Source organism: Sphingobacterium sp. HJSM2_6 (genome assembly GCF_049316305.1).
Taxonomy (GTDB): Bacteria; Bacteroidota; Bacteroidia; order Sphingobacteriales; family Sphingobacteriaceae; genus Sphingobacterium.
Genome location: NZ_JBMOXB010000008.1, coordinates 149807 through 175963, shown reverse-complemented (window position 1 = coordinate 175963; position 26157 = coordinate 149807). Strand labels below are relative to the sequence as shown.

Here is a 26157-nt window from a genome sequence, read left to right as displayed (position 1 = left end):
CATGCGCTTAAATTTTAGTTTAAGGGTTTAATTTTGATCTCATCCACCAACTTACCTTCTTGCGAATAGACTTTAAAACTACCTTCTTGATCATTTAATTGAACTTTAATCAGATTTACATTTGAATTTACCAATACTGGAAAATGTACCTGTTGGTCTTGTTTTTGAATAATGTGTCGATGAAGGTGACCACTCAGCATAATTTGAGCACCCGCCTTATTTAAAATAGGGACAAATTTATCTCGAATATCTTGCGAACCGTGCCATCCACCAAATGGCGGCATATGGCAAATAACAATTTTGTATTTCGCATTTTTAAATAATGGACTCTCTACAGCCTTTTCCAACCACTTTGCTTGTTGGCTCCGGTAAGCATCCATATCGACAATGCCGGAATATTCAATGTCTGAATCGGGCTTATCTTCTCCACAATCTAACACCAAAATACAAGCTTCACCATAATTAAATAAATAATACAATTCCCCAGAACTGGTTGGGAAATATTTTGGGTATGCCGTAGCAAAAGATCCTCTTGTTTCATGGTTACCTCTTGCGTAATACATTGGTTTCTCACTTGCAAACAAGGCTATGGCGGTATCCATGAATCCTCCATACATTTGGTTTTCGCTCAATAAATTATCCACCATATCCCCATTAAAAACTACAAAATCCGTCTTTGGTATATCTACTTGTTTTATCAGATTACGCAATACTTCATTCTTTCCATGTATATCATTCACTACAGCGAAAGAAACCTCAGCGCTTGGTCCTGGCGTTTTAAATTTTAAAGGTTGTTCTCGGTACACATTGGTCGCTGCAAAATCGCCGTATTGAACGCGGGTGCCTTCATGTTTCAAGACTTCTTGGTTATATACTCGATATCGATATGTCGTACCAGGTTTTAAGCCTGAAATATTCACTTGATGCACTGTACCAACCATCTTAAATCCATATTGTTGCGCAAATAATTTTTCTCGTTCTTGTTTATAAAAATGGGTAGAATCATTTGGCGCAATTTCTACCCAAGCAATGGCAGGATTGTTAGAGGTCCAGATAATAGAGACCGAGCTATCTGTCAAAGCTTGAAGATAAGGTAAATGACTTATTTTTATCTTCTCCTGTGCTAATAATGGAAACATAAACAGGCTCAGCAAAGCCGTATAAAAAAACTTGGAAGAGAATTTCATGGAGATTTTAAGGTTTAGTTTTTTATTAAAAATTTAATTGATAGCAAGATAATAAGATGATGCAATTCTTGCAAAGTTTTTGGCAAACTTAATTATTCATTAATCTTGCCAGCTTCTTGTCAAAATTAACCAGTTAAAGACTTCAAATCCCTGGCTAATTTGCTAATAACCGATGCCACAATCACAGGGGTTTTCTTTGAATTTTCATCGGTTCTTCTTCGGAAAAGTAGAGGCTAGATCCGTTTAAGATTCGAAGGAGATCCGAGCAAGATCCGTTACAGAATCAATTCATTTTCAGCTGAACTTAGTGCCAATCTACAGCCTTTCAGCAAACAAATTGCTGCAATGTATCATGCTCGATTCGCTGCTATAACAGGATCACTAAATCATGGTGATCATCAGGTTAAAAAGCGAAGCTTTACAATTCTTTAGACATAAAAAATGCCTGTCAATCCAAACTGACAGGCATTTTTTTAGGTTCACGTATGGGCTATGGCCTTTATTTTTTAGGCTTTGCGGCCATAATAAATTTAAGCTCTCCACCTTTCATAATAGCTAGATGATCTATTTTAAAGGTTTTTAGTTCCTCACCATTCCAAAATACTTTGGATACATACACATTTTTTTCCGATTGATTTTCAGCAATGACACGAAGTTCTTTTCCTGCATCCAACTGAATTTTTGCCGATTTTACTAATGGACTACCTAACCAATAGCTGGTTTCTCCTGGAGCCACAGGATAAAATCCAAGGGAAGAAAACAAATACCAGGCAGACATTTGACCACAATCATCATTACCACCTAATCCTGCAGGGCCATTATGATATTGATTGCGGATAATTTGCCTTACCCGTTCTTGGGTTTTCCATGGACTTTTAGTAATGTTATATAAATAAGCCACATGATGAGAAGGTTCATTCCCGTGAACATAATTTCCAATGATTCCTTCACGAGTGATGTCTTCCGTATTGGCAAAGAAATGATCTGGTAAGTGCATCGTAAATAAAGAATCCAAATACACTTCAAAGCGTTTTGCCCCGCCCATCACCTGCATCATTTCTTCGGGTTGATGTGGAACATAAAGGGAATAATTCCATGTGTTTCCTTCAATAAATCCTTGACCATGGGTATCTAATACATCAAATTTCTCTCTGAATTTACCTTGACTATCTTTTGGACGCATGAAGCCAATACGGGAATCGTAAAGATTTTTCCAATATCCAGCGCGCTTCGTAAATTCTTTTTCAATAGCTGTTTTGCCTAATTTCTTAGCCAATTGAGCAATACACCAATCGTCATAGGCATATTCTAAGGTGTTAGAAACTGAAGTACCATTGACATCATCTGGAACATATCCAAAATCAATATAAGCACCTATTCCTTCGTATTTTCTAGCATTTGCGGTTTGTACACAAGCCGCTAAAGCGGCTTCCGCATCCCCTTGGTAAACGCCTTTGATGATGGCATCGGCAACTACCGAAACAGAATGATATCCACTCATACACCAATTATCGTTCGCATAATGTGACCAGATCGGCAACATTTTCAACACCGACTGATCGTAATGTGCTAGCATAGAAGATACAATGTCGGCATTACGTTTCGGATCGACTAAATTTAACCATGGATGAAAAGCGCGAAAGGTATCCCACAGGGATAGCGATGTATAATTGGTGAACCCTTTTGCCTGATGAATTTCTTGATCAAGACCTTTATACTGGCCATTAACATCCATGTATACGGTAGGCATTAAATTCGCATGGTATACAGAGGTGTAAAAATTCACCAAATCCTCTTGATTTAGCATATCCACTTGATATCTACCCAACTCTTTTTCCCAAGCTTCCTTACCTGCAGCAACAACTTGGTCGAAATTCCAATGTGGAGTTTCAACTTCCATATTCTCTAATGCATTACGCATACTTACCGGACTTAAGGCTACTTTCATCATGACCTCTTCCCCCTCTTGGGTATCAAAGTCTAAATGCATCTTAATATTATGGGCAGCTAAATCGGGATGATTATTCTGTTGATCGAATTTCCGCCAAAAACCCTTGTATGGGGATGCCGCATCCATGTACTTCGCACCATAGTTTTTGAATTTTTTTGATGTTTTAATTGCAAAATACACCGTTCTTGTTCTAGACCAGCCGTTTGTTTGCCTAAAACCTGTAATGGTTGAATCATTCAAAACTCGCACAAATGTCCATACGTTTTTACCATCGTAATTGTAAATCCCAGCGGTCAAATCTAGAATAATATGCGATTGATCTGAAGATGGGAAAGTATACCGATGCATACCTACACGAGTGGTTGTTGTCAGTTCTGCTAAAATATTATGCTTATCCAGTTTTACTTTATAATAATTGGTTTCTGCAACTTCATTATCATGACTAAATGCAGAACGATACCCGCTTGCCGGATTATCTGCTGTACCTGGATTTAACTGCACTTTACCTTGAGTTGGCATTACTAAAATATCCCCTAAATCGGAATGTCCTGTACCACTGAAATGCGTATGACTAAAACCTACGATGGTTGGATCGTCATACTGGTAACCAGCACAATAGCGATACACTTCACCATTGTACTTACCATTTACAGCATAGGGTATCGTATCCGTATCTGGAGACAGTTGTACTGCGCCAAAAGGAACTGTAGCACCGGGAAACGTGTGCCCCATTTTTGCAGTACCGATTAAGGGTTTCACATATTGCGAAAGTTTATCTTGTTGTGCCATACTCGCCGTAGGCAAAATGGCCAACAGCATAAACTTTAGTAATTTTGAATAATTCATTTGATTTGTTTAATTAATTATATTGCGGGATTTAACTTATAATCTGCCCATAATTCATCAATCGTTTTTCCTGTTTGTTCTTTCCAGAAGTCGGATGAATACGTATGATTTCTCATCGCAAGATCTAATTTTTTCATTGTTTTTTTCTTCACTTTGGTTTCTATCCAATGAAAAAATCTTGCGGTAACACGGTAGCCATTTTCATAAGAATGCTTATCCTCTAATTTTGGCAATCTCCAATTTCCAGCCTCATTAGCAACACCGTATGCATAGCGCACCCAGTCTGCAATGCCTTCAGTAACCCACCAAGGTCCAGATTTGCCTTCATAGGCCTGAACGATATGCATCACCTCATGCGTAACGACATCAATATCTTTAGGGTTTTTCGCAAACCACTTAGGGCTGTAACGTACAATTCCTCCAGCTGTTGCCGCTACCCCATCATAATCCGGGTCGATAACAAAAATGACCTCTTTGCGCGTTTTTTTATTAAAAGTTTTAGCCAATTTCGGGTAGGTAGCAAAAAATACATCAATCAATTCTTGCTTAAGTCCTGCATTAAAATTAGGCTCCTTATTAATCCAAACCAAGGTATACCCTTTCTTGGATATGGTATCTACATCTACTGCTTGTTCAATATCCTTTTTCGTATTATGCCAATCTTGGGCATGTACATTTAAAAATAATCCTGCAAATAAGAGGATGGCCAGAGATAATACAAATTTAATTTTCATAGTTTTCATAATTTTTTTCATAATCAAGTTTATCATTTAAATCAACCTAATCCTTCATTAAATAGCGATTATAGCCAACTAAAACGTTAATCTAATCCCCAAATATATTTAAAAGAAAAGGAATTTTAAGAATTTATATTCTTTTGTTTCCCAAGCTGAAATAGAGCTACTATTTTGTTTGCAATTGATATTTAGCTAATCTTAGCTAGAGGCGAAATAGGTGTAAAAGACAGGCTATTTTTCAAATAATCAAAAAATTGAGCTACTTAAAATTTACCTTATAATTTTTTTTATAGCGATTGTTGTTGTTATAAAATCTTGATCCAAGCATAAGTTATTATGACGAAAACGGTATTCCCTAAGACCAGGCAGTACAATTAATGAATCAAAATCAATTCCTTAACCAAAATATACAAGCCAATAATTAAAATCATATACCCAAATGATACCCTTAAAAATAAGTTGGACACTTTTTTCACAAGGTTAAAACCTATAAACAAACCAAATACGGTAGACAAGGTATAGGCACTAATAAGCCTCCAATCAAATTCCGGGAATTTTTCTAAATCGCCTAATAGACCAAAACACGAATTGATAGTTATGATAATTAATGAAGTGGCAACAGCCTTACGAATGGGGAGTTTATAGAAATTGATTAAAGCCGGAATTATTAAAAATCCTCCACCTGCACCAACCAATCCCGTAATAAAACCGACCATTGCTCCTTGTAGCATAACCCCATACAAAGGAACATGAAAAGCTTTTGCACTGCTTTCTAATGGAAATTTTGCTGTTCGAATCATATTGATGGAAGACGTTAACATCACTGCGGCAAACAATAGCATCAAGGCCACATGTTGTTCAAGTTGAAAGGAGCCTAATACAATGACATCCGGAACTAAGGGCAGTATAAATGCCCTGGTCGTAAACACCACCACAAGAGACGGAATTCCAAAGCTTAATACTTTACTTAAATCTGCCTCCTGATAAATGATTCCTCGTACCCCCCCTATAAAGGAGGTAATTCCAATAGCAAATAAGGAATAGGTAGTTGCTAGGATAGGATTTACACCCATGATATACACTAATATGGGAACGGTTAAAATAGTCCCTCCACTACCTATCATTCCTAAGGTAATACCAACTAAAACAGCCAACAAACAACCGAGCAAAAGCATTACAAGCAGCGATTAGAATTATTAAATCTCATGAAAACAGTAATCATTTAAACAAATGTAGGATAAAAATAGTTTCATCAAAGTTTGTCCTTCATTTTCACGCTTTCAAGGAAATTGCATTTTCCAAGCACATAAATGCTTCGCACTTAATTTTCTTGGTAATCCAAAGGGAGTAGAAACGCTAATTTTGAATAATTGACCATATAGCCATTAAACACCACCTGGTTGGCAGGAAAAAAGTTGCCGCTAGCATCAATAATAAGATTTCTACCTGATAGCAATTCTATTTCAGACACTTGTGATGCAGCAGCTTTTAACATTTTATTCTTAGATTTTTGAAATTCTGAAGGATATATAAGGTATAAAAAATCATCAAATCTAATTTCTTTCCATTGTTGGGTTACATCTTCTGAGATAATGATATCCTGAGTGGAGATTATGCCCATCAAATAACTAATTTTTTCAGGTTGCCGCATTTGATGCTGAAGTGCAGACACTTGAGCTTCAGTGTATTCTTTTTGAGAAAGATAAAACAATTTCCAATTATTTCTATATTCTTTCTGAACAATATCGGTGAGTTTTTTATACGTAGATAATGCTTCTAAACGAACTAAATTATCCTTTTTAACAAGTTTTCGGACGATATACCCATCTTCTTCCCAACGCTGTTGATAGGTACTCCGAATAAATTTCATTAACGAAATATCATAGGTTTCCTTCCTTGCTTTTTTAAACTTTGATTTATTGTTACCGATATCTTCAAAAAACGCAAAACCTTCAAAATATAATCGATTCTCTTTAAAATCCATTTGGAAATCTGTTAAATCGTAGGTTAGTAAATAACCTAATTCATCATTCTTAATTTTTAAAGGCGCTGAACAGATAGCTGTTAATAGCTTTGCATTTTTATCGTATCGGAATTGTACCACTTCAGGATTTTCAATACTAGTTTTTTCTGCATGATAACCCAAACCTAGTATTGATTCGGTAAAAAAAACGCCCCATTTTTGCCATCCATCTTTCACATAGCCGAGCACTACAATTTCCTCAATTTCAATAGCTTTAGGCTTCATAGTAATGATTAAATCCTTTTCTAGCGGTAACTGAATCTGCAAAGAAACGGTTTCGTAGCCTACCGCTGTAATGACCAACTCATTGATTTTATTTTTAAGGTTTTTGATCACAAATGAGCCCTGTTCGTTTGAACTAGTCCCTATCGAAGTATTGTTGATGTATATGGATGCGAAAGATATCGGTTTGGATGATTCTTGAGTTAATACTTTACCAACAATATCCTGTTGTGCAAATGCATCAAACAGCATAAATAAGGTGCAGAAAAATAATGAGAATTGCTTGATCAATGGTTTTTATTATTAAACAATCTCTAAAATTACATTTTTTTTACTTACTTTTTAACAGCATTAAACAACAATAAAGTATACTAAAAAAAGCCTGACTGTAATCAATCATCAGGCTTTTGACTAACAAAAATATAAAAGAATGGTTTTTGATTTTAATTTTTTAAGGTATCTCGAAGAGTGCTGTCTCTTGCTGCACTATCCAACTGTATAACCGCTTTATCGGCCTCATTGATATTGTATCGCTGTTTGTCCGATGCTTCCACAGGCGTGAGACTTTCTTTGGAATCTGATGGTTTATCCGCTGATTGACAGCTTGTCACCATCAAAATTACTGCGCATGTATAAATTATAGTTAAGAATTTCATCATAATCAATATTTGTTGATTTCCTTATTAAAAGGAACAAATCAAAACGGAATTGGTTTGTAATAAAAAAAAATACCTGCCACTTAAGTAAATGACAGGTCTCTAATTTAGGTTATGGATTGGGTGGAATATTATAATTTCTCCCCGTGCTGAGAAAGATCTAATCCGACTTCTTCTTCGTGATCAGAAACCCTAAGCTTGGAAATTAAATCTGTTACTTTTAATAGAATGAACGCCATAAGCACCGTGAAAATACTAGCCCCAACAAGACCAATAATATGTGCGTTGAACAAGGACCATTCTCCATAAAACAATCCATTATCAGGGATAGCGGCATTGATTTGATTGGTAGCAAAAACTCCTGTTAAAATCATACCGACCATACCTCCTACTCCATGGCTAGGAAATACATCTAAAGTATCATCAATATTAGATTTGGTTCTCCACTCAATTACTAAGCGACTCACAACTGCTGCTACAGCGCCTATAACAAGTGAATGGCCTACTGTTACGAATCCGGCAGCAGGCGTAATGGCAACTAATCCAACCACTGCGCCAATACAAACCCCCATAGCGGATGGTTTTATTCCTTTGGCCGCATCTAAAAACAAATAGGTTAGCGCGGCAGCACCTGAAGCTGTTGAAGTCGTAATCAAAGCCGTAGCAGCTAATTCCGAAGCGGCAAATGCGGAACCTGCATTAAATCCGATCCATCCAAACCATAACATTCCTGTGCCTAGTAAGACATAGGTAATACGTGCAGGATTATGTTGATGGGATTCTTTTCCCTTTCCTAAATAAATGGCCGACACCAATGCTGTTAAACCCGCAGACATATGTACAACGGTACCGCCAGCAAAATCTAATACTCCCAATTGCATTAATAAACCATCTGGATGCCAAGTGGCATGTGCTAATGGTGCGTAAATGAAAATGAAGAATAAACAAATAAAAAGGACATAGGAAGTAAATCGAATCCGCTCTGCAAATGCACCCGTAATCAATGCTGGTGTAATTATGGCAAACTTCAATTGATAAATTGCAAATAATGCAAATGGAATGGTGGGTGCTGCATCCCAAGGCTCTCGGTCCAAAACACCGTTAAACATAAAGAATGACATTGGATTCCCAATGACACCACCTATGGATTCTCCAAAGACTAGGCTGAATCCAAACACGACCCACAAGACAGCAACAACTGCCATACAGATAAAACTTTGCAGCATCGTGGAAATGACATTCTTCTTTTTTACCATTCCGCCATAAAAATAAGCTAATCCTGGCGTCATAATCAAAACTAGAGCAGTAGATGTCAACATCCATGCGATATCAGCATAATTATACTCGTAATTTCCATGACTTTGTGGTGGATTTGAAAAAATTAGTGAAATAATCACTAAAACTCCCATAAATATTAATGGGACAAACGATTTTTTACCTGATAATACCATATAGATTTAAATATTTCATCAAAAATATCAATAAAATGAATAAATAAAAATATTTTAACGTTTTTATTGAAAATAAATTTAAAAAAATTGATTTTTATAGAAATTTCCATAACAATATCCATTGTTTATTGAATTTTCAGCAACAAGACAAGAAACACACTAATGCAAGCATTAATTTGCTCTAAAAACGTATTGGATAATCAGGAATTCAATTTATAGTCTAATAATCTGATAAAATAAGTGGATATTAGCATTGCTAAACGGTGTAGCTATGAAAGATATATTTCAAATATTTAAAGTAACCGAAAAAAATGTAGCCCAATTTATTGAAGTTACCTACGAACCCCACCAACATAATTTTGAGGAATTAATCATTTGCTTAACGGGTAATGCTGAACATTTCATCGATTTTAATACCCAAAAATTTGAAGCCCCGTTCATCAGTTATATTTCTAAGGGGAAACTGCACAAACTAACGGTGGATTTAACAAAGCCTTTTTTATTCTGGGTCATTCGGTTTAGATCTGAGTTTATTCCCGAAACCATATTTAATTTATATAGTTATTACCACCAGCAAGCAGATATTCAATTGTCCTTTGGACGATGTTTTGAACGCCTAAACACGGTTTGCGAATTGATACATGATGAAATCAATCAAATAAAACCCTCCATGGCTGTCATTCGAGAATTGTTAAACAGTTTATTAATAATGATCGAACACGAGCGAAATAATTTAGACTTGGATCAGGACAATCAGCTTCTGTTTAATAATCAAGACACGACTTTTAAAAGTTTTCTCCAAATCCTCGAAGAAAATTTTCGACGTCCATTGGGTATTCAATATTATGCAGAAAAATTGTTTATGAGTGCCAAAAACTTAAATAGGATTACGCAAAATATACTGCAACAGTCGGTTTCTGAAATTATTGAAACAAGGAAACTCATCGAAGCTAAAAACTTACTTATTAGTACAGAAAAAAGTATCTCAGAAATAGGTTTTGAAATAGGATATCAGGATAAAGCTTATTTTACGAGTGTCTTTAAAAAAAAATCTGGTCAAACTCCTAGCGAGTTTAGGGATGAAATGAAAAATATGATGTCCTAATACTTATACGAATTATCCATTTTCTCATACCTAGCCCCTATTTAATTTATTCATCTTTGTATGTATTGTAATGCATACATCCTATGAATACGACAAATAATCTATACGGAAGTACTGGTTTTGAAAACCAACTACCTACTGCTCAAAAATTAAGCAGTCTGAACGCCTTTTTAGATAAAAAAAATAATTCATCGAAAATGCCTGTGCTCTTCTTAGGCCATGGAAGCCCTATGAACGCCATTGAAGATAACGAGTTTGTGCGAGGATTTAAAACGATAGCACAAGACTTGGAAAAGCCTAGCGCAATAATCGTAGTCTCTGCCCATTGGGAAACGAGGGGTACGTTTGTGACTGCAATGAATCAACCCAAGACTATTCATGACTTTGGTGGATTTCCTCAAGCGCTATTTGAGGTACAATACCCTGCTCCAGGATCCCCAGATCTTGCAAATGCAGTTCGTGATATTGTGACGCATCAGGAGGTTCATCTGGATGATGCATGGGGTTTGGATCATGGTTCATGGTCTGTCGTAAAACATTTGTATCCGCAGGCGGATATTCCGGTCATCCAATTGAGTATTGATTATACCCTATCCCCTACAGCACATTATGCTTTGGCTAAAGAACTTTCTATTTTAAGAAATAAGGGCGTTTTAATTATAGGCTCTGGAAATATCGTCCATAATTTACGAATGGTTTCTTGGAAACACCTGAATAGTGTAGGATATGCATTCGATTGGGCTACTGAAGCAAATGAAAAGATGAAAAATTATATGAGGGATTATAATCACCTTCCGCTAATAAATTTTGATCAACAGGGAACAGCTTTTGATTTAGCCATTCCTACCCCCGAACATTACTTACCTATGCTTTATGCTTTGGCATTGCAGGAAAAGCATGAAGATTTACAAATTTTCAATGACGCTGCAGTTGCAGGTGCATTGACCATGACTTCTTTTAAAATTGGTTAATCTTTAGTAAAAGAAGTTGTTTTACCGCTTTTAACACCAAACTATTAATGATTAGGGGGAGAAAACTATTTCTTCTTCTAATTTTTTGATGTTTTAAGGAAACTTAGGAAGAGGCTAGCCTTAGCCCTTTTACTGCGTAGTTCAATAACTTCAAGTCTCCCCCCCTTTCCTTACACCATAAACACTTAACATACAAGTCTTTGCTAATAAACAATTGCCGATTTTAATTTTTTGGAGTACGATTTAAAAGTTAACAATAAATTTTACCTGATAGGTAAAATTTTCACCGAAAAACTTCTGCTCTTTACCGAAAAAAAGATTAGCCCCACCTAATCACACATGGAGCTTTTGCGTTCTCAATATACCTTTGAATCAACAATCAAGAATTAAATTAAAAATCATAAAAACATGAAAACGCTAGCCACATTAATCGCAACTGCATTATTAACGTTAATATCGCAATTTGTGAAAGCAGAAGAAAAACCTGAACCTGTGAAATTTTTTAAGGTAGAAAATATTATCGATCATTACTTGGAAGCTACTTTACATGGTAATGTAGAATTAGTTGACTATTTATTTACTACAGATTTCTATCAATCTACTCCAAATAATAGAAGTAAAGAAAGCATCAACAAAAAATCGTTAATAAAATATTTAAAATCCTTAAAGGGTATAAAAATTAACTGCAAATCATCCTACCAATTCGTAGAGAAGAATGAGGATTGTAGCATTGTACGCATCAAAACTGAATTTGACACTTTTGAAAGAAACGATTATGTCACTATTTGTAATGGTGATGATGGTTGGAAAATAAGCAGTGTGGTCGTTACTTATCCTTAAGAAACTTGCAGATAATTCCACTAATTTTTAAATATAAAGGGTAGATTTTCATCTAACCCTTTTTTATTTTAGATCCTGCTAAGCCTAGTCTTCATAGTTATCGTAAAGAATTAAAATTGGAATAAAAATAAAAAATATGTAATTTACGTTTTACTAAAACCTTTAATCTATGAAAATAAAACTAGTTACACTACTTTTATCCCTTCCGCTTTTTATGCAGATGAGCTATGCGCAAAAAAACCCAGTGATTCCAGGCTGGTATGCAGATCCTGAAGGAATAGTTTATGATAATAAATACTGGATTTTCCCGACATACTCGGCTCCATATGAAAAACAAGTTCATTTCGACGCTTTCTCCTCTAAGGACTTGGTGAATTGGACAAAACATCCATCCATAATCGATACTGCAGAAGTGAAATGGGCAAAACGCGCCATGTGGGCACCTAGTGTTATCGAAAAAGATGGAAAATATTACTTTTTCTTTGCAGCTAATGATGTGCATCAAGGTGAGGTTGGTGGAATTGGGGTATCTGTTGCAGATAAACCAGAAGGACCGTACAAGGATTTGCTAGGGAAACCACTTATTAGTGATATTGTAAATGGTGCTCAACCTATTGACCAATTTGTGTTCAAAGATAAAGATGGTCAATATTACATGTTTTATGGGGGTTGGAGACATTGTAATGTTGTTAAACTGAGCGATGATTTTAAAAGCTTAGTTCCTTTTGAAGATGGCAGTATATACAAGGAAGTAACGCCTGAAAATTATGTGGAAGGACCTTTTATGTTTATCCGCGATAATAAATATTATTTCATGTGGTCAGAAGGTGGATGGACAGGTCCTGATTATAAGGTCGCTTATGCCATTTCTGACTCGCCATTTGGACCTTTTAAACGCATAGGTACAATTTTGCAACAAGATCCTACGATTGCTACTGGAGCAGGACACCACTCGGTGATTAAAGTTCCTAAGAAAGAAAAATATTACATTGTTTATCACCGAAGACCACTCGATAAGAAACTTGCACACGAACGCGAGACTTGTATAGATGAAATGATCTTTGATAAAGATGGTTTAATTCAACCCGTAAAAATGACTTTTGAAGGGGTTAAACATAAATTGAAATAAGATACTATTGCTTATTAAACGGGGTCATTATACGGTTTATAAAACCGAAATAATGACCCCATTTTCTGTTGGATGGGAAGTACATAATAAACATCTTCCATTTTCCACTTCCCTATCGGTTAAGACTTCATTGTAATCCATCTTTACGGCGCCATCCGTAACCTGAGAAATGCAGGTACTGCACATGCCTGATTTGCAAGAATATGGTAACTTAATCTTATGCTCCAACCCAACATCAAGAATGGTCTTGTTATATGGAATTAAGAGATTATAGGTTGCTCCTTGAAAATTTAAAGTGACTTCATAGCTTTCTGTATCTTTTACTTCTTCTTCTTTTTCATCTTCATCTTCTTCTTCCTCCGGAAAATGGAATGTTTCTCGCTTAATATGGTCATCTGCAATGCCCATTCCTAATAGGGTAAATCTCACTAAGTCCATGTAAAATAATGGACCACAGGTATAAAAAGTAGTTGAGGAAAGCTCTAAGTCATGAGTTTTTACTAATTCTAGAATATAATCTCTATTTAACCTCGCTTTTACTAAGTTTTTAATATTTGACCAAATAAATTCAATGTGTATTCTTTCGGGATATTGCTCTTTCCATTTTAATAGTTCTTCGTAAAAGATGGTTTGCTCTTTCGAACTATTGCTATAGACCAATAAGACCCTCACTGTGGAATTTGCAATTAAAGCGGTCTTTAATATGGAATATAAAGGGGTTATGCCTACTCCTGCAGCAAATAATACTATTGTTTTTATTGCATCATCGGAAGGGTCATAGGTAAATAATCCCTGAGGATCTAACACTTGGATTTCATCCCCTACGGCTAACTTATGATGCAGCAAGCGAGAGATCTCCCCATTCTCCACTCGTTTGACTGTGATTTCATAGGGTTCTGCATGTACAGGAGAACTGCTAAAGGAATAAGATCGCCTCACCTCCCGTTCACCAAACATGAATGATAGGGTTAAAAATTGCCCCGCCTTATAGCTTGGAAAACGCGTTGACAAATCATCAAATTGAATGGAAATATTATGATTGGGTTGCTGTATGATTGCTGAAACTCTGAATGTGTACATATTGTTAAAGATAAGATGTAATCTTCTTTTTTCAAATTAAAACATGTTTTAAGGAAATTACATGACATTATAACAAATAGTTTGGGCAAACTATTTATAAAAAAAACCCAACCTTAAATAAGATTGGGTTTTTAAATATTTTGAAAACTCTATTAAAGTTTACGTTTTACTTCTACTTGTTCGAAAGCTTCTACGATATCTCCTACTTGGATATCATTAAAACGATCAATATTCAAACCACATTCATATCCTTGTGATACTTCTTTAACATCATCTTTAAAGCGTTTTAAAGAAGCTAATTTACCAGTATGGATCACAACACCCTCACGAATTACACGAATATCGTTATTACGAGTAATTTTTCCATCTAATACCATACATCCAGCAATTGTACCCACTTTGGAAATCTTGAATGTTTCTCTAATTTGAACCTCTGCTACAATTTTCTCCTCAAACTTAGGAGCTAGCATACCTTCCATAGCAGATTTAATCTCCTCAATAGCGTCATAAATAATCGAGTACAAACGAATATCAATTTGTTCATTCTCTGCAAGTTTACGCGCATTTTGAGTCGGTCTTACTTGGAAACCGATAATGATAGCATCAGAAGCAGATGCTAATAACACATCAGATTCAGAGATAGCACCCACCGATTTATGGATAATATTTACTTGAATTTCATCAGTCGAAAGTTTCAATAATGAATCGGATAATGCTTCAATTGAACCATCCACATCACCTTTAACAATGATGTTCAATTCTTTAAAGTTACCAATTGCTAAACGACGACCAATTTCATCTAATGTGATATGTTTAGTAGCACGCATACCTTGTTCACGTTGTAATTGTAAACGTTTATTGGCAACTTGACGCGCTTCAGATTCACTTTCAATAACATATAATTTATCCCCTGCAGTTGGAGCACCTGACATTCCCAAGATTTGAACTGGAACAGATGGACCAGCTTCTTTCACACGTTCACCGCGTTCGTTTGTCAAGGCTTTAACTTTACCTGAATAAGATCCTGCTAGAATTGGGTCACCCACTTTTAGAGTACCACTTTGAACTAATACCGTAGTAACAATACCACGACCTTTATCTAAAGCAGCTTCAATAACCGAACCTACAGCACGTTTCCCTGGATCAGCAGTTAATTCAAGCATTTCTGCTTCTAACAATACTTTCTCTAACAAAAGGTCTACATTTTCACCTGTCTTAGCTGATATTTCTTGCGCTTGGTATTTACCACCCCAATCTTCAACTAAGATATTCATTGCAGATAATTGCTCACGTATACGGTCAGGATTTGCACCTGCTTTATCTACTTTAGTAAAGGCAAAGATAATAGGCACATTTGCCGCCATAGCATGGTTGATGGCTTCCCTAGTTTGAGGCATTACTGCATCATCCGCTGCAACAACGATAATAACAATATCTGTTACTTGAGCACCACGTGCACGCATCGCTGTAAAGGCTTCGTGACCTGGAGTATCCAAGAAAGTAATTTTTCTTCCATCTTCCAATTTCACTGCATAAGCACCTATATGTTGGGTAATACCACCAGCTTCCCCTTTAGTAACATTTGCCTTACGGATAAAATCCAATAAGGAAGTCTTACCGTGGTCAACGTGTCCCATCACCGTCACAATTGGTGCGCGAGAAACTACGCGATCTAAAGTATCTGGTTCTTCAAGTTCAGCGACCTCTTCATCTTCTGGTTTAATAAACTCAATTTGGTATCCGAATTCATCAGCCACAATCGCTAACGTTTCAGCATCTAATCGTTGATTAATTGAAACAAACATTCCTAAACTCATACAAGTAGCGATTACTTGCGTTACTGGAACATCCATCAAATTTGCCAATTCATTCGCTGTTACAAATTCGGTTACGCGAAGGATTTTTGACATCGCTTCTTGCTCCATTGCAGCTTCTTCAGCAGAAAGAGCTATATCATCACGTTTCTGACGACGTAATTTAGCACGTTGAGCGAATTTACCGGATTTACCAGCTCCGCTTAAACGAGCTAAAGTAGCTTTGATTTGATCTTGGATTTCCTTTTCAGAAGGTTCTTCCTTCGCTACTTCAGGTTTTCTTGAACGATCATTACGTCCTTTATTACCATGACGGTCAGCATTTGGATGGTTGCTTCTGTTATTGTTATTAGGGCGATTGTTATTATTTGGATTATTATTATTCGCATTGTTCCCAGAATTATTATTTCCAGGATGCTGAGGGCGATTTCCCTCTTGTCTATTGTTATTATTTGGATTGTTAGGTCCAGAAGCGTTCGGCGTATTTACATTCGGGTTACCCTTATTCGTACGCTTTCTTTTACGCTTATTATCGTTATTATTATTTCCAGAATTATTCGATGAGGATGCCACCGGTTTATGAGGCTTTGCAACAGGAAGTTGTATTTTGCCTACGACCTTAGGACCACTCAAGGTTTCAGATCTAGCACGAATAACATCGTCTTGAGGTTCAGGTTTTTCAGTTTGCTGATTCACTTGTTTGATAGGTTCTTCTTTCTTTTCTATGATAGGTTGAGGTTTCTCTTCCTTAACAGGAATCTCCTCTTTAGGTTGAACTACTGGTACTTCTTTAACCTCAATTACTTTTACAGGTTCTGGAACTGGAATTACTTCCACTACTGGTTCTGGTTTCGGTTCTGGAGTTTCCTTTTTCAATTCGATTTTTGGTTCTTCTACCTTTACTTCGATTTTTGGTTCTTCTTTTACAATGGGCTTTCCACGTTTCAAACTATCTAAATCAATTTTTCCAACAACCTTTAAAGAAGAATGAGTTTCCTCTTCCTTTTTTACTTCCTCACGAACTGGATCAGCATCAACTGTAGTATTCTTTATTAAAATCTCCTTTACTTCTGTAGGAGCATCAACTTCATCGTTAGCATCGTTAGATCCATGAACATTACCTCCAGCAGGACTTTCATCACGGCGAATTTTGCCAATTATAATCTGTTTAGCTTCATCCTTAACAATTTTATCACCTTGAAATTCTTTCAAAAGAACGCCATACATTTCGGGACTTAGTTTCGTATTTGGTCTAGAATCTAAATCGAATCCCTTCTTTACCAAATATTCAACAGCGGTACCAATACCAATGTTTAGCTCTTTTGCTGCTTTAAGCAAGTTTATACTTTTTCCTTCTGACATCTACTAACTATAAAATAAGTTTCTTTTACAAAAATATGTTTTTTTACATGGATTTAACAATTTTTTACAAATTGTTAAATCCATGGCCGAGGTTTGTTTGACTATTCAAACTCCGATTGTAATATACGTTGGATTTCACGAATGGTATCATCCTCCAAATCTGTACGTCTAATTAACTCTTCCTCTGATAATGCAAGGACAGATTTTGCTGTATCCAAGCCTACACGTTTCAATTCATCGATAATCCAGCTATCGATTTCATCTGCGAATTCTTCGATATCCACATCCTCCTCTTCTTCATCATTTTCACGATACACATCGATTTCATAACCAGTCAATTTACCAGCTAGTTTAATATTATGACCTCCACGACCAATTGCTAATGAAACTTGATCTGGTTTCAAATATACAGCTGCCGTTTTATTCTCTTCATCAATTTTGATTGAAGTAATACGAGCAGGACTTAAAGCACGAGTAATATATAAGGAATGATTTGTTGTGAAGTTGATAACGTCGATATTCTCATTCCGTAATTCCCTAACGATACCGTGAATACGTGACCCTTTCATACCCACACAGGCTCCTACAGGATCGATACGATCATCATAAGATTCTACAGCTACTTTTGCACGTTCACCTGGTTCACGAACAATTTTCTTAATCGTGATTAAACCATCAAAAATTTCAGGAACTTCAAGTTCAAATAAGCGTTGCAAAAATTCTGGAGCAGTACGAGATATAATAATTTTTGGATTACTATTCATCATATCTACTTTATGAACTACTGCACGAATACTATCACCCTTTTTGAAATAATCCGCCGGTATTTGTTCTGTTTTTGGTAAAATCAGTTCATTACCATCTTCATCTAGCACTAATATTTCTTTTTTCCAGATCTGATAAACTTCACCAATCACTAACTCACCTTCACGATCCTTATACTTTTTAAAGACTTCGTCTTTTTCAAGTTCTAAGATTTTTGAAACTAAGGTTTGACGAGCAGCAAGAATTGCGCGACGACCAAAACTTTCCAAAGTTATTTGTTCAATATAATCATCACCTACTTCTAGGTCCGGATCATAGCCATGTGCTTCAGCAAGTTCGATTTCCAAGTCATCATCTTCCGAGAAGCCATCTTCCATCACCACTCTAGTACGCCAAATTTCCAAATCTCCATTATCTGGATTGACAATAACGTCTACATTTTCATCTGTACCAAAACGCTTACGAATCATACTGCGGAATACTTCCTCCAATACAGTAATTACGGTAGGACGGTCAATGTTCTTGAAATCTTTAAACTCTTGGAACGAGTCTATCAAGTTGATATTAGTACTCATTTTTATTTAAATGAAATTAACACTTTTGTTTCTTTTATTTGATCGAAAGGAATTTCAGTCATCACATCAATGGCTTTTTTTCCTTTTTCTTTCACTTTTTCTTCTATCTGAACTAATTCCTCAGAAACTGACAGTAACTTTCCTTCCCTTTTCAGTCCATCAATAGTTTGAATCTTAACCATTCTTCCTATGTTTTTATAATATTGTCTTTTCAACAATAAAGGAGAATCAATTCCCGGTGATGATACTTCCAATCGATAAGCCGTTTCTATCGTGTTCTCTTCCTCTAAATGAAACCCTACATGCCTGCTCACTTTCACGCAATCTTCAATTGCAATTCCTTCATCTCCATCTAGTAAAATCTCTAAAACCCCATTCTTTAAAAACCGAATACTAACGATAAATAAATCCTCTCGATCAGCTATTTTCTCTTCTATTAGTTCCCTAACACGATCTTCTACCTGCATATTTTAAAATTTGAATTAAAAAAGGGGGCATACCATGCCCCCTTCCTTTCAGATTCTACAAAGATAACAATTAATATTAATATTTAGAAATATTTGCAAGATATCCTTATTTTTTATCCACTACGGAGCTTATCGTTTTCTGCATTTGAGCCATCATGGCAGACAAACCTTCTAAGGTCGGTTCTGGATTTGGCTCTGGTAGTTCTGTGCTTACGAAAGCTTTAGCTTTCCAAACTTCCAATAAATCATTTGGTTCAATCCAATATGGATCATAACTCTTATTATCTGAAACTAGTTTCAGTCCCTTATCTTCTTTAAACTTTTGCCCTATGCGTTTATAAACTATCCCATCATTTCCCGACACTACCACATAAGTACTTCCAACTTTAATGTCATGCCAATTTTCTACATATTCACAGATTACCAATGAGCCCGAAGGTAATGGAAGCATAGAATCGCCTTTAATTTCAAAGGCACGATAAGTTCCTTGACTAAATATGGGTAATGAAAATTTAGGCAATTCTTTTACAAATTCCGGATCACCATATCCATTTAAATACCCAGCACTTGCTTTAACTGGAACTAACTCTATATTCTCTCTATCCTGAGCATCCACTGTAACACTTAATACACGCAGATTTGAGGCATTACTTTTATGAGTAGGCTTCCATTTATCATCTATTACATCGTTCGCCAATTCATCCATAGATAGCTCATAAAATTCTGCTATCTTTTTTAGCAACTCATATTTAGGCTCTGCTCTATCTTCCTCATAAGCACCAACAGAAGCTCGTTTAATCTCCATTAAATCAGCAAATTGTTGTTGAGTAAGCCCTTTTTTCTTTCTTAAAAATTTAAGATTCGAAGATATATTAGACATAATATTTTATTAATTTTTCAATATAAATTTTTTATATACTAAATTTATTAGTAATATTGTGCCAATAAAATTAGTAATATTTATATAAATAACCAAATAATTTAGTAATTAAACAGATTTATCATGTATTATACTTATCTTCTTACTGACCCTAACCGTATGTTCATTCAAGCAGGAATAAGCAATGACCTCTTTAATACGATGACAGAAGCGACTATAATGAAAGGGAATACAACTACACAATCCACGTTGAATCGCATGGTGTATTTCGAATCATTTTTAAATAAAGACGAGGCAGAAAGAAGATTCATTGAATTAAGTAGTTTCGGAAGAATTGTCAAAGAAAGGTTAATTCGAAAAACGAACCCAAACTGGTCAAGTTTGCATCAGCAATTCTATACAGCACAGCACATAAAAAAAGCCGTTGTTTATGCATAAGCAATAAACAACGGCCTTAACAACCTTTTATCTAAATTTCACTTATCTCTCTCCACTCCTTCTATGACTACCATCCCGGAGCAAAGTTTAATCCAAAGGTTCCAAATTTTTCTCTAGTCGGGTTATTAAGCTGAATAGCATAATAAGGCTCCAGTACCATTGCGCCAAACAAATTGACCCTAAGCGAAATTCCTGCACTAAAAACAGGCATAGTCACATTCGGATTATACACTTGAACATTCTGTCCACCTTGGGATTCTGTGATTTTATCTTCATCCGTTTTATTCCATTTTATTTCTGAACCGCTTCGCCAAGCAAGCCCCCCGTCAATAAAGAAATTCAAGTCAGAAAATAACATTCCAGAAGGAAGAACCGCAAGTTTCTCAGGCCCAGTAAATGGTAATCGAACTTCAAAATTCCCAACAACCATTCTTGAACCCGATAAATCAGAAAATCCAATTTTGCTGTTAGGCCCAAATGAATTACCTTCAAAACCACGCACCATATAAGGATAGCCAATGTAAATATTATACAATTGATCACTATTCTCACCTATTCTCATATACGAATATAAACGTGCTGCAATCGTAACAGGCTTCATCCTATGATATTTCCTTAAGTCTATATTTAACGCTGTAAATTTATACGTTCCAAAATATTGCTCAGCACCAAGTCTATATCTATACCCTTGCAAAGGTGCTGCAATTCCAAAAACAGCATTGTCACCAACAAATCCAGCATTCACTTGCATTAAGGCAAATGGATCTAAATTATTGGCTCCAAATGCTTTGGCTGCTGTTTCATTAGATACACGTTCACGTCCGCCAATATAAGAATTCATACCTTGAAAATAGCGATCGACACGATAAGAATTGTAAGAGACTGCTCCTCCAGTTTCAAAACGATGATGTCGATTAAAAGGGTAAGCTACAAATGCATCGGCTTGAGATTGAAATGAACGAATCAAATATTGATCTAATACATATTCAGACCCTGCCCCTAAATTCCTAAAATTATATTCGTAAAATCCAAATCGATATGGAATATGAGATAAAGAGCCACCCCAATTCCAACGGCTTTTTTGATTTATATACGCAATCTGCCCACCGAAATCATAAATCTCACCATTCACATTCGCCGCAGCAAAAATCTGATTATAACCTAAAATATCGGAAAACATACCTTGTATACCAGATGAGATACCAGCGCCATATCGAGAACCAACAGACATTCCTACACCACTATTAGCCAAATAATCCAATTTAAATTTGGGCTGATAAGGAATATCAGTAATCGCATCATCATTTATACGACTGTAAGCATTGAAATTTCGTAAATTGGTATTTACAACATTCACTCCTCGCGTTTGTAAAGGAGGCAACATGGCTGCTTCAAAGTTTACATTTCCAGGATCTACCACCACGCCTTCAAAATCAGTACTCTTCGCTTTATAAACGGTATAAGCATTGTCTTTAAAATAGGAATAAACGATATCATCTTTCGCGGAAATACTCATCGCTGGCGAGTATTCCGTAATCCCACTAATTCCTGTGAAATAATCCGTTAAACGCTCCACAATTTCAGATTCTACATGATAACGATACATATTCCTAAATCCATCGCTATTCGATAAGAAGTAAATTTCTTTGCCAGTCGAAGAAAAATGCGGGTTTAAGTTATTAGCACCTGGAAAAATAGGTAGATTTTTCAACGCTTTAGTTTTCAAATCAATAATTGCCAAATTCATTGGAATATCCACGCTTCTCGAATCAGAAGTTAAAGAAACTCGATCTGTACTAAATACAATATATTGGCCATCCCTAGAAAAACTAGGTTGAAAGTCCGAAAACTTATCATTTGTCAATTGAGTAAGTTCTTTAGACTTAAGGTTATAAGTGTAGATATCACTATGACCATCATTAAGACCAGAAAATGCCACCAAATCTCCAGTTGGAGCCCAAGTAATATTAGTAAACTCCTTGATATCACCCATCGGAACCACACTCGAAGATTTACCAGATTCCACATCCACAATCATCAATTTATTTTTGCCATCACTAAACACACTAAAAGCAAACTTCTTACTATCTGGAGAAAAGGTTCCCGCGGATTCAATAAAACTAAATTCATCAATATCTTTATTCGTCAATCGGCTTCCTAATTTTCGAATGATTTTACCGTTTTCAGCATCCGCTAAATACAAGTCAATACTAAACAAATCCAATTCAGATAGAAAAACCACAAATTTTCCATCAGGAGAAATGGCAGGTGAAACATTCATACGGCCTGCATTTTTCTTAGATAAAAGCAATTGACCTATAGGATTGGAAGTTGTGTCTTTACCTAAGTTTTTATAAGTGTTCTCCATACTGCTTTTCCACAACGTAGACATGGTTTGAGCATCATAACCAAACACTCGGCGTATAGCATGCTCATATCCATATTTCGCAGTTTCCACAAACAAAGGCATAATCACCGTATCACCATATGTTGAACCTACATAAGACCAAAATGCTTGTCCATAACGATATGGAAAATAACGATTCATGTTTTCCGTCATCTGACCCAAACTCGGCAAATCATTTCGAGCATAGGCATCCCTCATCCACATAGAAGTAAACGCATCTTTCTTTCCGATTGAAAAATATTCTGCCATACCTTCCACCATCCAAAGGGGAATATTGGCTACACTTTCCAAACGTGTTGTATCAGAACCTTCTATTAATTTTCGGTATTGAAAAGCATGCACCAACTCATGACCTAAAACATGCCTTGTTTGTTGGTTTATTTGCATTATTGGCATTATCACACGCTGCTTAAAAGCTTCAGTGACACCGCCAGTTCCTACCGATATCTCCCCAGAAATAGCAGTTGTTTGTTGAAATTCCGGATGATTATTGTAAAAAATGATTGGGTTTTTTCTGAAAAAAGTATCTTGAAAAACTTGCTGATGTAACTCATACCAAACCTCAGACTCCTTAGCCAACCAATTCATCATGGAGTCGTTTTCCAGATAATAATAGAGATTAAAATGTGGGGTATCATAAACCTTAAAATCCAGTTTTTTATACCGCATCTTATTCTGTCCGAAATATTGAGCCGAGGAATCCAAAGGAACGATGGACACCAATATCATCAATAAAAAACTGAGGCTCAAAACCCTATGCAATATGTTTATTTTCAACTTCATAACTTATCGAATATCTATTAAATATACTAAAACTAGTATTAATTACATGATCAATTACTATCACTACCCTCAGGAACTACTTCTGGCAAAGTAAGACTTGGTATTTCCTGTTCCACCTGTAAACTATCAGAACCATCATTTTCTGGCTGTATCCGAATTCTTGGGCCAGGGCAATTATATTTTTTATGAATTTTTACCGAAGCTTCCGGAAATTTCCCAAAAGTAACCCCCAATTCAGGATGCTTATACAATTCCTCCATAAATACAGCATAAATCGGTAGAGCAGTCTTAGACCCCTCTCCTGTCGCTGAACTTTTGAAATGGATACTTTGTTCATCACAGCCTACCCAAACTCCAGTTACTAAATCTTTGGTAACGCCCATATACCATCCATCTACATAATCAGAGGAAGTACCTGTCTTTCCGCCGATCTCATTATCTTTTTGAAACAAGTCCCATTCCCATAAGGCCTGTGAGGTTCCTCCAGACTCTTCTAACGTTCCTCTTAGCATATAAGACATTAACCAGGCATTCTCTGCAGTTAACACTTGCTTTTGTTCAGTCTTAAACGTTTTCAAAACTTTACCGTCTTTATCTTCAATTCGGCTCACCAAAACAGGTTCAGTTCTTTTACCTTCATTCATAAATGTGGCGTAACTACGCACCATTTCAAAAACAGTGACTTCATTAGATCCCAATCCCACAGAAGGAACCGCTTCTAACTTACTTTCTATACCACAATTTTGAGCCATAGCAACAACCTTATCCCATCCAACATCTTGAGTGATTTGTGCTGTAACTGTGTTCAATGAACGAGCTAAGGCATGTCTTAGCGACAGCTTACTATAAGAAAAATTCCAATCCGCATTTTTAGGCTCCCAAACCTCATTTTCACCTTTATTATTTATAAATTCAATCTTCACCGGTTTATCCTCATAAGTATCGCATGGAGTCATCCCCTCTTCCAATGCTGTCACATAAGCAAAAGGTTTAAAGGTTGATCCTGGTTGTCGTTTGGCCTGATTCACATGATCAAACTTATAATATTGATGGTTGATCCCCCCCACCCATACTTTAATCTCTCCATTGTAAGGATCCATGGCCATCATCCCCGTATTTAACATACTTAAATAATGTTTTAATGAATCAAGGGTTGAATAATTTACTTTCTCTTGCCCATTCCAAGTAAATATTTCCATTTCCTTTTTCTTAGCAAATTCTTCAAAAACTTTTTCCTCTGTGCCAAATTGTTTTAACATGGAAGCATAGGATGGCAATTTACGAGCATGATCTTCCAAGAAGTTTGGAATTACATTCCCCTCTTTATCTCTCCATGGCAGCTCATTTGACCATACATTATCTAATCTACGTTGCAATTCTTTCATACGGTCGGCAACTGCATCTTCAGCTATTTTCTGCATTCTAGAATCGATAGTTGTATATATTTTTAACCCACTGGTGTAGATATCTATTTCATTCTCTTCGGCCCATTTTTCAAGCCATTTCTCCACTGCTGTCCTTAAATAGGAGTCATTTGAACTTCGTTGTTCTTGATTATTCAAATTGAGATTTAAAGGTAGTTTCGAATATTGTCCATATTCATCGTTAGTTAAATAACCTTCCTTCTCCATTTGTCCCAATACAACATTTCTACGTTGTAAAGCGTTTTTAGGGTTCCGAATAGGATTGTATAAGGTAGTACCTTTCAACATACCTATCAATACAGCAGCTTCATTTACACTAACTTGGCTAGGTAATTTATTGAAATAACGTTGCGTAGCCGATTTTATGCCATAGGCATTATTACTAAACGAAACTGTATTGAGGTACATATTTAGAATTTCTTCTTTACTGTATCTACTTTCCAATTTAAATGCTGTCATCCATTCTTTATATTTTGTCACCAACATACCTAGAAGCGGAACCTTGCTTAATGCCCCTTGGGCATCTTGATACCTTGTACGATATAAATTTTTCGCTAGTTGTTGTGTAATCGTACTTGCACCTCGATCACTCCCTCGAATGGTCGAAATTACTCCTGCAAATAATCCAATTACATCTACACCATGATGTTTAAAAAATCGAACGTCCTCCGTTGCTATCAACGAATTAATAATGTTTGGGGAAATACTATCGTAAGGAACAGGGTCGCGGTCTTGTTTATAATATCGCCCTATTAAAACAGAATCTGCTGTATATAATTCAGAAGATACATTTAAATTAGGTAGTAAAATTTCTTGCTTTGTCGGGGATGATCCAAATAAGCCTAAAAAGTTAATCTGAACTGCACACGTAAATAAAATGATGAAGTAAATAACAATCAGCGTTATACGCAAAAATTTATTTCGAACCCGTTTAAACATACGGTAAATATGATGAAAACTTTGGAAATTAATACACCTAACAGCCTATTTTCTTTACAGCAATTAAAAATTAACGCTTTTTAACAAATCGATTTTTTAGGTTTA

The 26157-nt window shown here is 35.9% G+C and carries 19 protein-coding genes; 5 read left to right on the top strand and 14 right to left on the bottom strand.

Annotated features, from left to right (window positions below):
• Window positions 1-14: 14 nt before the first annotated feature.
• From ACFRAE_RS09320 to ACFRAE_RS09290, 7 genes are all read right to left on the bottom strand, one after another.
• A complete protein-coding gene (locus tag ACFRAE_RS09320; protein ID WP_422796876.1) occupies window positions 15-1139 on the bottom strand; it encodes a metallophosphoesterase in 1125 nt (374 codons plus the stop codon).
• A gap of 547 nt (window positions 1140-1686) precedes the next feature.
• Window positions 1687-3984 carry a GH92 family glycosyl hydrolase gene (locus tag ACFRAE_RS09315; protein WP_422796875.1) on the bottom strand — a complete coding sequence of 766 codons (2298 nt, stop codon included), beginning with the start codon at window positions 3982-3984 and terminating at the stop codon, window positions 1687-1689.
• A gap of 17 nt (window positions 3985-4001) precedes the next feature.
• Entirely contained in the window at window positions 4002-4718 is a 717-nt protein-coding gene (locus ACFRAE_RS09310; RefSeq protein ID WP_422796874.1) for a basic secretory protein-like protein, read from the bottom strand.
• Window positions 4719-5095: 377 nt separating this feature from the next.
• Window positions 5096-5896 (bottom strand): sulfite exporter TauE/SafE family protein, encoded by an 801-nt coding sequence (locus tag ACFRAE_RS09305; RefSeq protein WP_422796873.1) that lies wholly within the window; start codon window positions 5894-5896, stop codon window positions 5096-5098.
• A 146-nt stretch (window positions 5897-6042) separates the two neighbouring features.
• Window positions 6043-7257 (bottom strand): carboxypeptidase-like regulatory domain-containing protein, encoded by a 1215-nt coding sequence (locus tag ACFRAE_RS09300; RefSeq protein WP_422796872.1) that lies wholly within the window; start codon window positions 7255-7257, stop codon window positions 6043-6045.
• A gap of 152 nt (window positions 7258-7409) precedes the next feature.
• Window positions 7410-7625 (bottom strand): hypothetical protein, encoded by a 216-nt coding sequence (locus ACFRAE_RS09295; RefSeq protein ID WP_422796871.1) that lies wholly within the window; start codon window positions 7623-7625, stop codon window positions 7410-7412.
• A gap of 128 nt (window positions 7626-7753) precedes the next feature.
• A complete protein-coding gene (locus ACFRAE_RS09290; protein WP_422796870.1) occupies window positions 7754-9031 on the bottom strand; it encodes an ammonium transporter in 1278 nt (425 codons plus the stop codon).
• 313 nt (window positions 9032-9344) lie between these two features.
• Between ACFRAE_RS09290 and ACFRAE_RS09285 the strand changes: the two genes are divergently transcribed.
• From ACFRAE_RS09285 to ACFRAE_RS09270, 4 genes are all read left to right on the top strand, one after another.
• Window positions 9345-10178, top strand: a complete 834-nt coding sequence (locus ACFRAE_RS09285) for a helix-turn-helix domain-containing protein (protein ID WP_422796869.1) — start codon at window positions 9345-9347, stop codon at window positions 10176-10178.
• A gap of 83 nt (window positions 10179-10261) precedes the next feature.
• A complete protein-coding gene (gene ygiD / locus ACFRAE_RS09280; protein ID WP_422796868.1) occupies window positions 10262-11149 on the top strand; it encodes a 4,5-DOPA dioxygenase extradiol in 888 nt (295 codons plus the stop codon).
• Between the two features lie 408 nt (window positions 11150-11557).
• Window positions 11558-11989 (top strand): nuclear transport factor 2 family protein, encoded by a 432-nt coding sequence (locus ACFRAE_RS09275; protein WP_422796867.1) that lies wholly within the window; start codon window positions 11558-11560, stop codon window positions 11987-11989.
• 169 nt (window positions 11990-12158) lie between these two features.
• Window positions 12159-13118, top strand: a complete 960-nt coding sequence (locus tag ACFRAE_RS09270; protein ID WP_422796866.1) for a glycoside hydrolase family 43 protein — start codon at window positions 12159-12161, stop codon at window positions 13116-13118.
• 36 nt (window positions 13119-13154) lie between these two features.
• Here ACFRAE_RS09270 and ACFRAE_RS09265 read toward each other — a convergent pair whose 3' ends face one another.
• From ACFRAE_RS09265 to ACFRAE_RS09245, 5 genes are all read right to left on the bottom strand, one after another.
• Window positions 13155-14198 carry a 2Fe-2S iron-sulfur cluster-binding protein gene (locus ACFRAE_RS09265; protein WP_422796865.1) on the bottom strand — a complete coding sequence of 348 codons (1044 nt, stop codon included), beginning with the start codon at window positions 14196-14198 and terminating at the stop codon, window positions 13155-13157.
• A gap of 152 nt (window positions 14199-14350) precedes the next feature.
• Complete coding sequence (infB, locus tag ACFRAE_RS09260; RefSeq protein ID WP_422796864.1) at window positions 14351-17374, bottom strand: translation initiation factor IF-2; 3024 nt, start codon at window positions 17372-17374, stop codon at window positions 14351-14353.
• Between the two features lie 101 nt (window positions 17375-17475).
• Window positions 17476-18714, bottom strand: a complete 1239-nt coding sequence (nusA, locus tag ACFRAE_RS09255; RefSeq protein ID WP_422796863.1) for a transcription termination factor NusA — start codon at window positions 18712-18714, stop codon at window positions 17476-17478.
• Window positions 18715-18716: 2 nt separating this feature from the next.
• A complete protein-coding gene (gene rimP, locus ACFRAE_RS09250; protein WP_422796862.1) occupies window positions 18717-19181 on the bottom strand; it encodes a ribosome assembly cofactor RimP in 465 nt (154 codons plus the stop codon).
• A 106-nt stretch (window positions 19182-19287) separates the two neighbouring features.
• Window positions 19288-20061 carry an XRE family transcriptional regulator gene (locus ACFRAE_RS09245; RefSeq protein WP_422796861.1) on the bottom strand — a complete coding sequence of 258 codons (774 nt, stop codon included), beginning with the start codon at window positions 20059-20061 and terminating at the stop codon, window positions 19288-19290.
• A 123-nt stretch (window positions 20062-20184) separates the two neighbouring features.
• On the opposite strand from ACFRAE_RS09245, the gene ACFRAE_RS09240 reads away from it, so the two are divergent.
• Window positions 20185-20499, top strand: a complete 315-nt coding sequence (locus tag ACFRAE_RS09240; protein WP_422796860.1) for a GIY-YIG nuclease family protein — start codon at window positions 20185-20187, stop codon at window positions 20497-20499.
• Between the two features lie 67 nt (window positions 20500-20566).
• On the opposite strand, the gene ACFRAE_RS09235 is transcribed toward ACFRAE_RS09240, so the two are convergent.
• Both ACFRAE_RS09235 and ACFRAE_RS09230 read right to left on the bottom strand, forming a co-directional pair.
• A complete protein-coding gene (locus tag ACFRAE_RS09235) occupies window positions 20567-23689 on the bottom strand; it encodes a DPP IV N-terminal domain-containing protein (RefSeq protein ID WP_422796859.1) in 3123 nt (1040 codons plus the stop codon).
• A 50-nt stretch (window positions 23690-23739) separates the two neighbouring features.
• Window positions 23740-26052, bottom strand: a complete 2313-nt coding sequence (locus ACFRAE_RS09230) for a penicillin-binding protein 1A (RefSeq protein ID WP_422796858.1) — start codon at window positions 26050-26052, stop codon at window positions 23740-23742.
• Window positions 26053-26157: the final 105 nt, after the last annotated feature.

Excerpts from the sequence above, each read along its gene's own strand:
- ACFRAE_RS09320 (WP_422796876.1), bottom strand. The coding sequence starts at position 1,139 with ATGTTTCCATTATTAGCACAGGAGAAGATAAAAATAAGTCATTTACCT.
- ACFRAE_RS09315 (WP_422796875.1), bottom strand. The coding sequence starts at position 3,984 with ATGAATTATTCAAAATTACTAAAGTTTATGCTGTTGGCCATTTTGCCT.
- ACFRAE_RS09310 (WP_422796874.1), bottom strand. The coding sequence starts at position 4,718 with ATGAAAATTAAATTTGTATTATCTCTGGCCATCCTCTTATTTGCAGGA.
- ACFRAE_RS09305 (WP_422796873.1), bottom strand. The coding sequence starts at position 5,896 with ATGCTTTTGCTCGGTTGTTTGTTGGCTGTTTTAGTTGGTATTACCTTA.
- ACFRAE_RS09295 (WP_422796871.1), bottom strand. The coding sequence starts at position 7,625 with ATGATGAAATTCTTAACTATAATTTATACATGCGCAGTAATTTTGATG.
- ACFRAE_RS09290 (WP_422796870.1), bottom strand. The coding sequence starts at position 9,031 with ATGGGAGTTTTAGTGATTATTTCACTAATTTTTTCAAATCCACCACAA.
- ACFRAE_RS09285 (WP_422796869.1), top strand. The coding sequence starts at position 9,345 with ATGAAAGATATATTTCAAATATTTAAAGTAACCGAAAAAAATGTAGCC.
- ygiD (WP_422796868.1), top strand. The coding sequence starts at position 10,262 with ATGAATACGACAAATAATCTATACGGAAGTACTGGTTTTGAAAACCAA.
- ACFRAE_RS09275 (WP_422796867.1), top strand. The coding sequence starts at position 11,558 with ATGAAAACGCTAGCCACATTAATCGCAACTGCATTATTAACGTTAATA.
- ACFRAE_RS09270 (WP_422796866.1), top strand. The coding sequence starts at position 12,159 with ATGAAAATAAAACTAGTTACACTACTTTTATCCCTTCCGCTTTTTATG.
- ACFRAE_RS09265 (WP_422796865.1), bottom strand. The coding sequence starts at position 14,198 with ATGTACACATTCAGAGTTTCAGCAATCATACAGCAACCCAATCATAAT.
- infB (WP_422796864.1), bottom strand. The coding sequence starts at position 17,374 with ATGTCAGAAGGAAAAAGTATAAACTTGCTTAAAGCAGCAAAAGAGCTA.
- nusA (WP_422796863.1), bottom strand. The coding sequence starts at position 18,714 with ATGAGTACTAATATCAACTTGATAGACTCGTTCCAAGAGTTTAAAGAT.
- rimP (WP_422796862.1), bottom strand. The coding sequence starts at position 19,181 with ATGCAGGTAGAAGATCGTGTTAGGGAACTAATAGAAGAGAAAATAGCT.
- ACFRAE_RS09245 (WP_422796861.1), bottom strand. The coding sequence starts at position 20,061 with ATGTCTAATATATCTTCGAATCTTAAATTTTTAAGAAAGAAAAAAGGG.
- ACFRAE_RS09240 (WP_422796860.1), top strand. The coding sequence starts at position 20,185 with ATGTATTATACTTATCTTCTTACTGACCCTAACCGTATGTTCATTCAA.
- ACFRAE_RS09235 (WP_422796859.1), bottom strand. The coding sequence starts at position 23,689 with ATGAAGTTGAAAATAAACATATTGCATAGGGTTTTGAGCCTCAGTTTT.
- ACFRAE_RS09230 (WP_422796858.1), bottom strand. The coding sequence starts at position 26,052 with ATGTTTAAACGGGTTCGAAATAAATTTTTGCGTATAACGCTGATTGTT.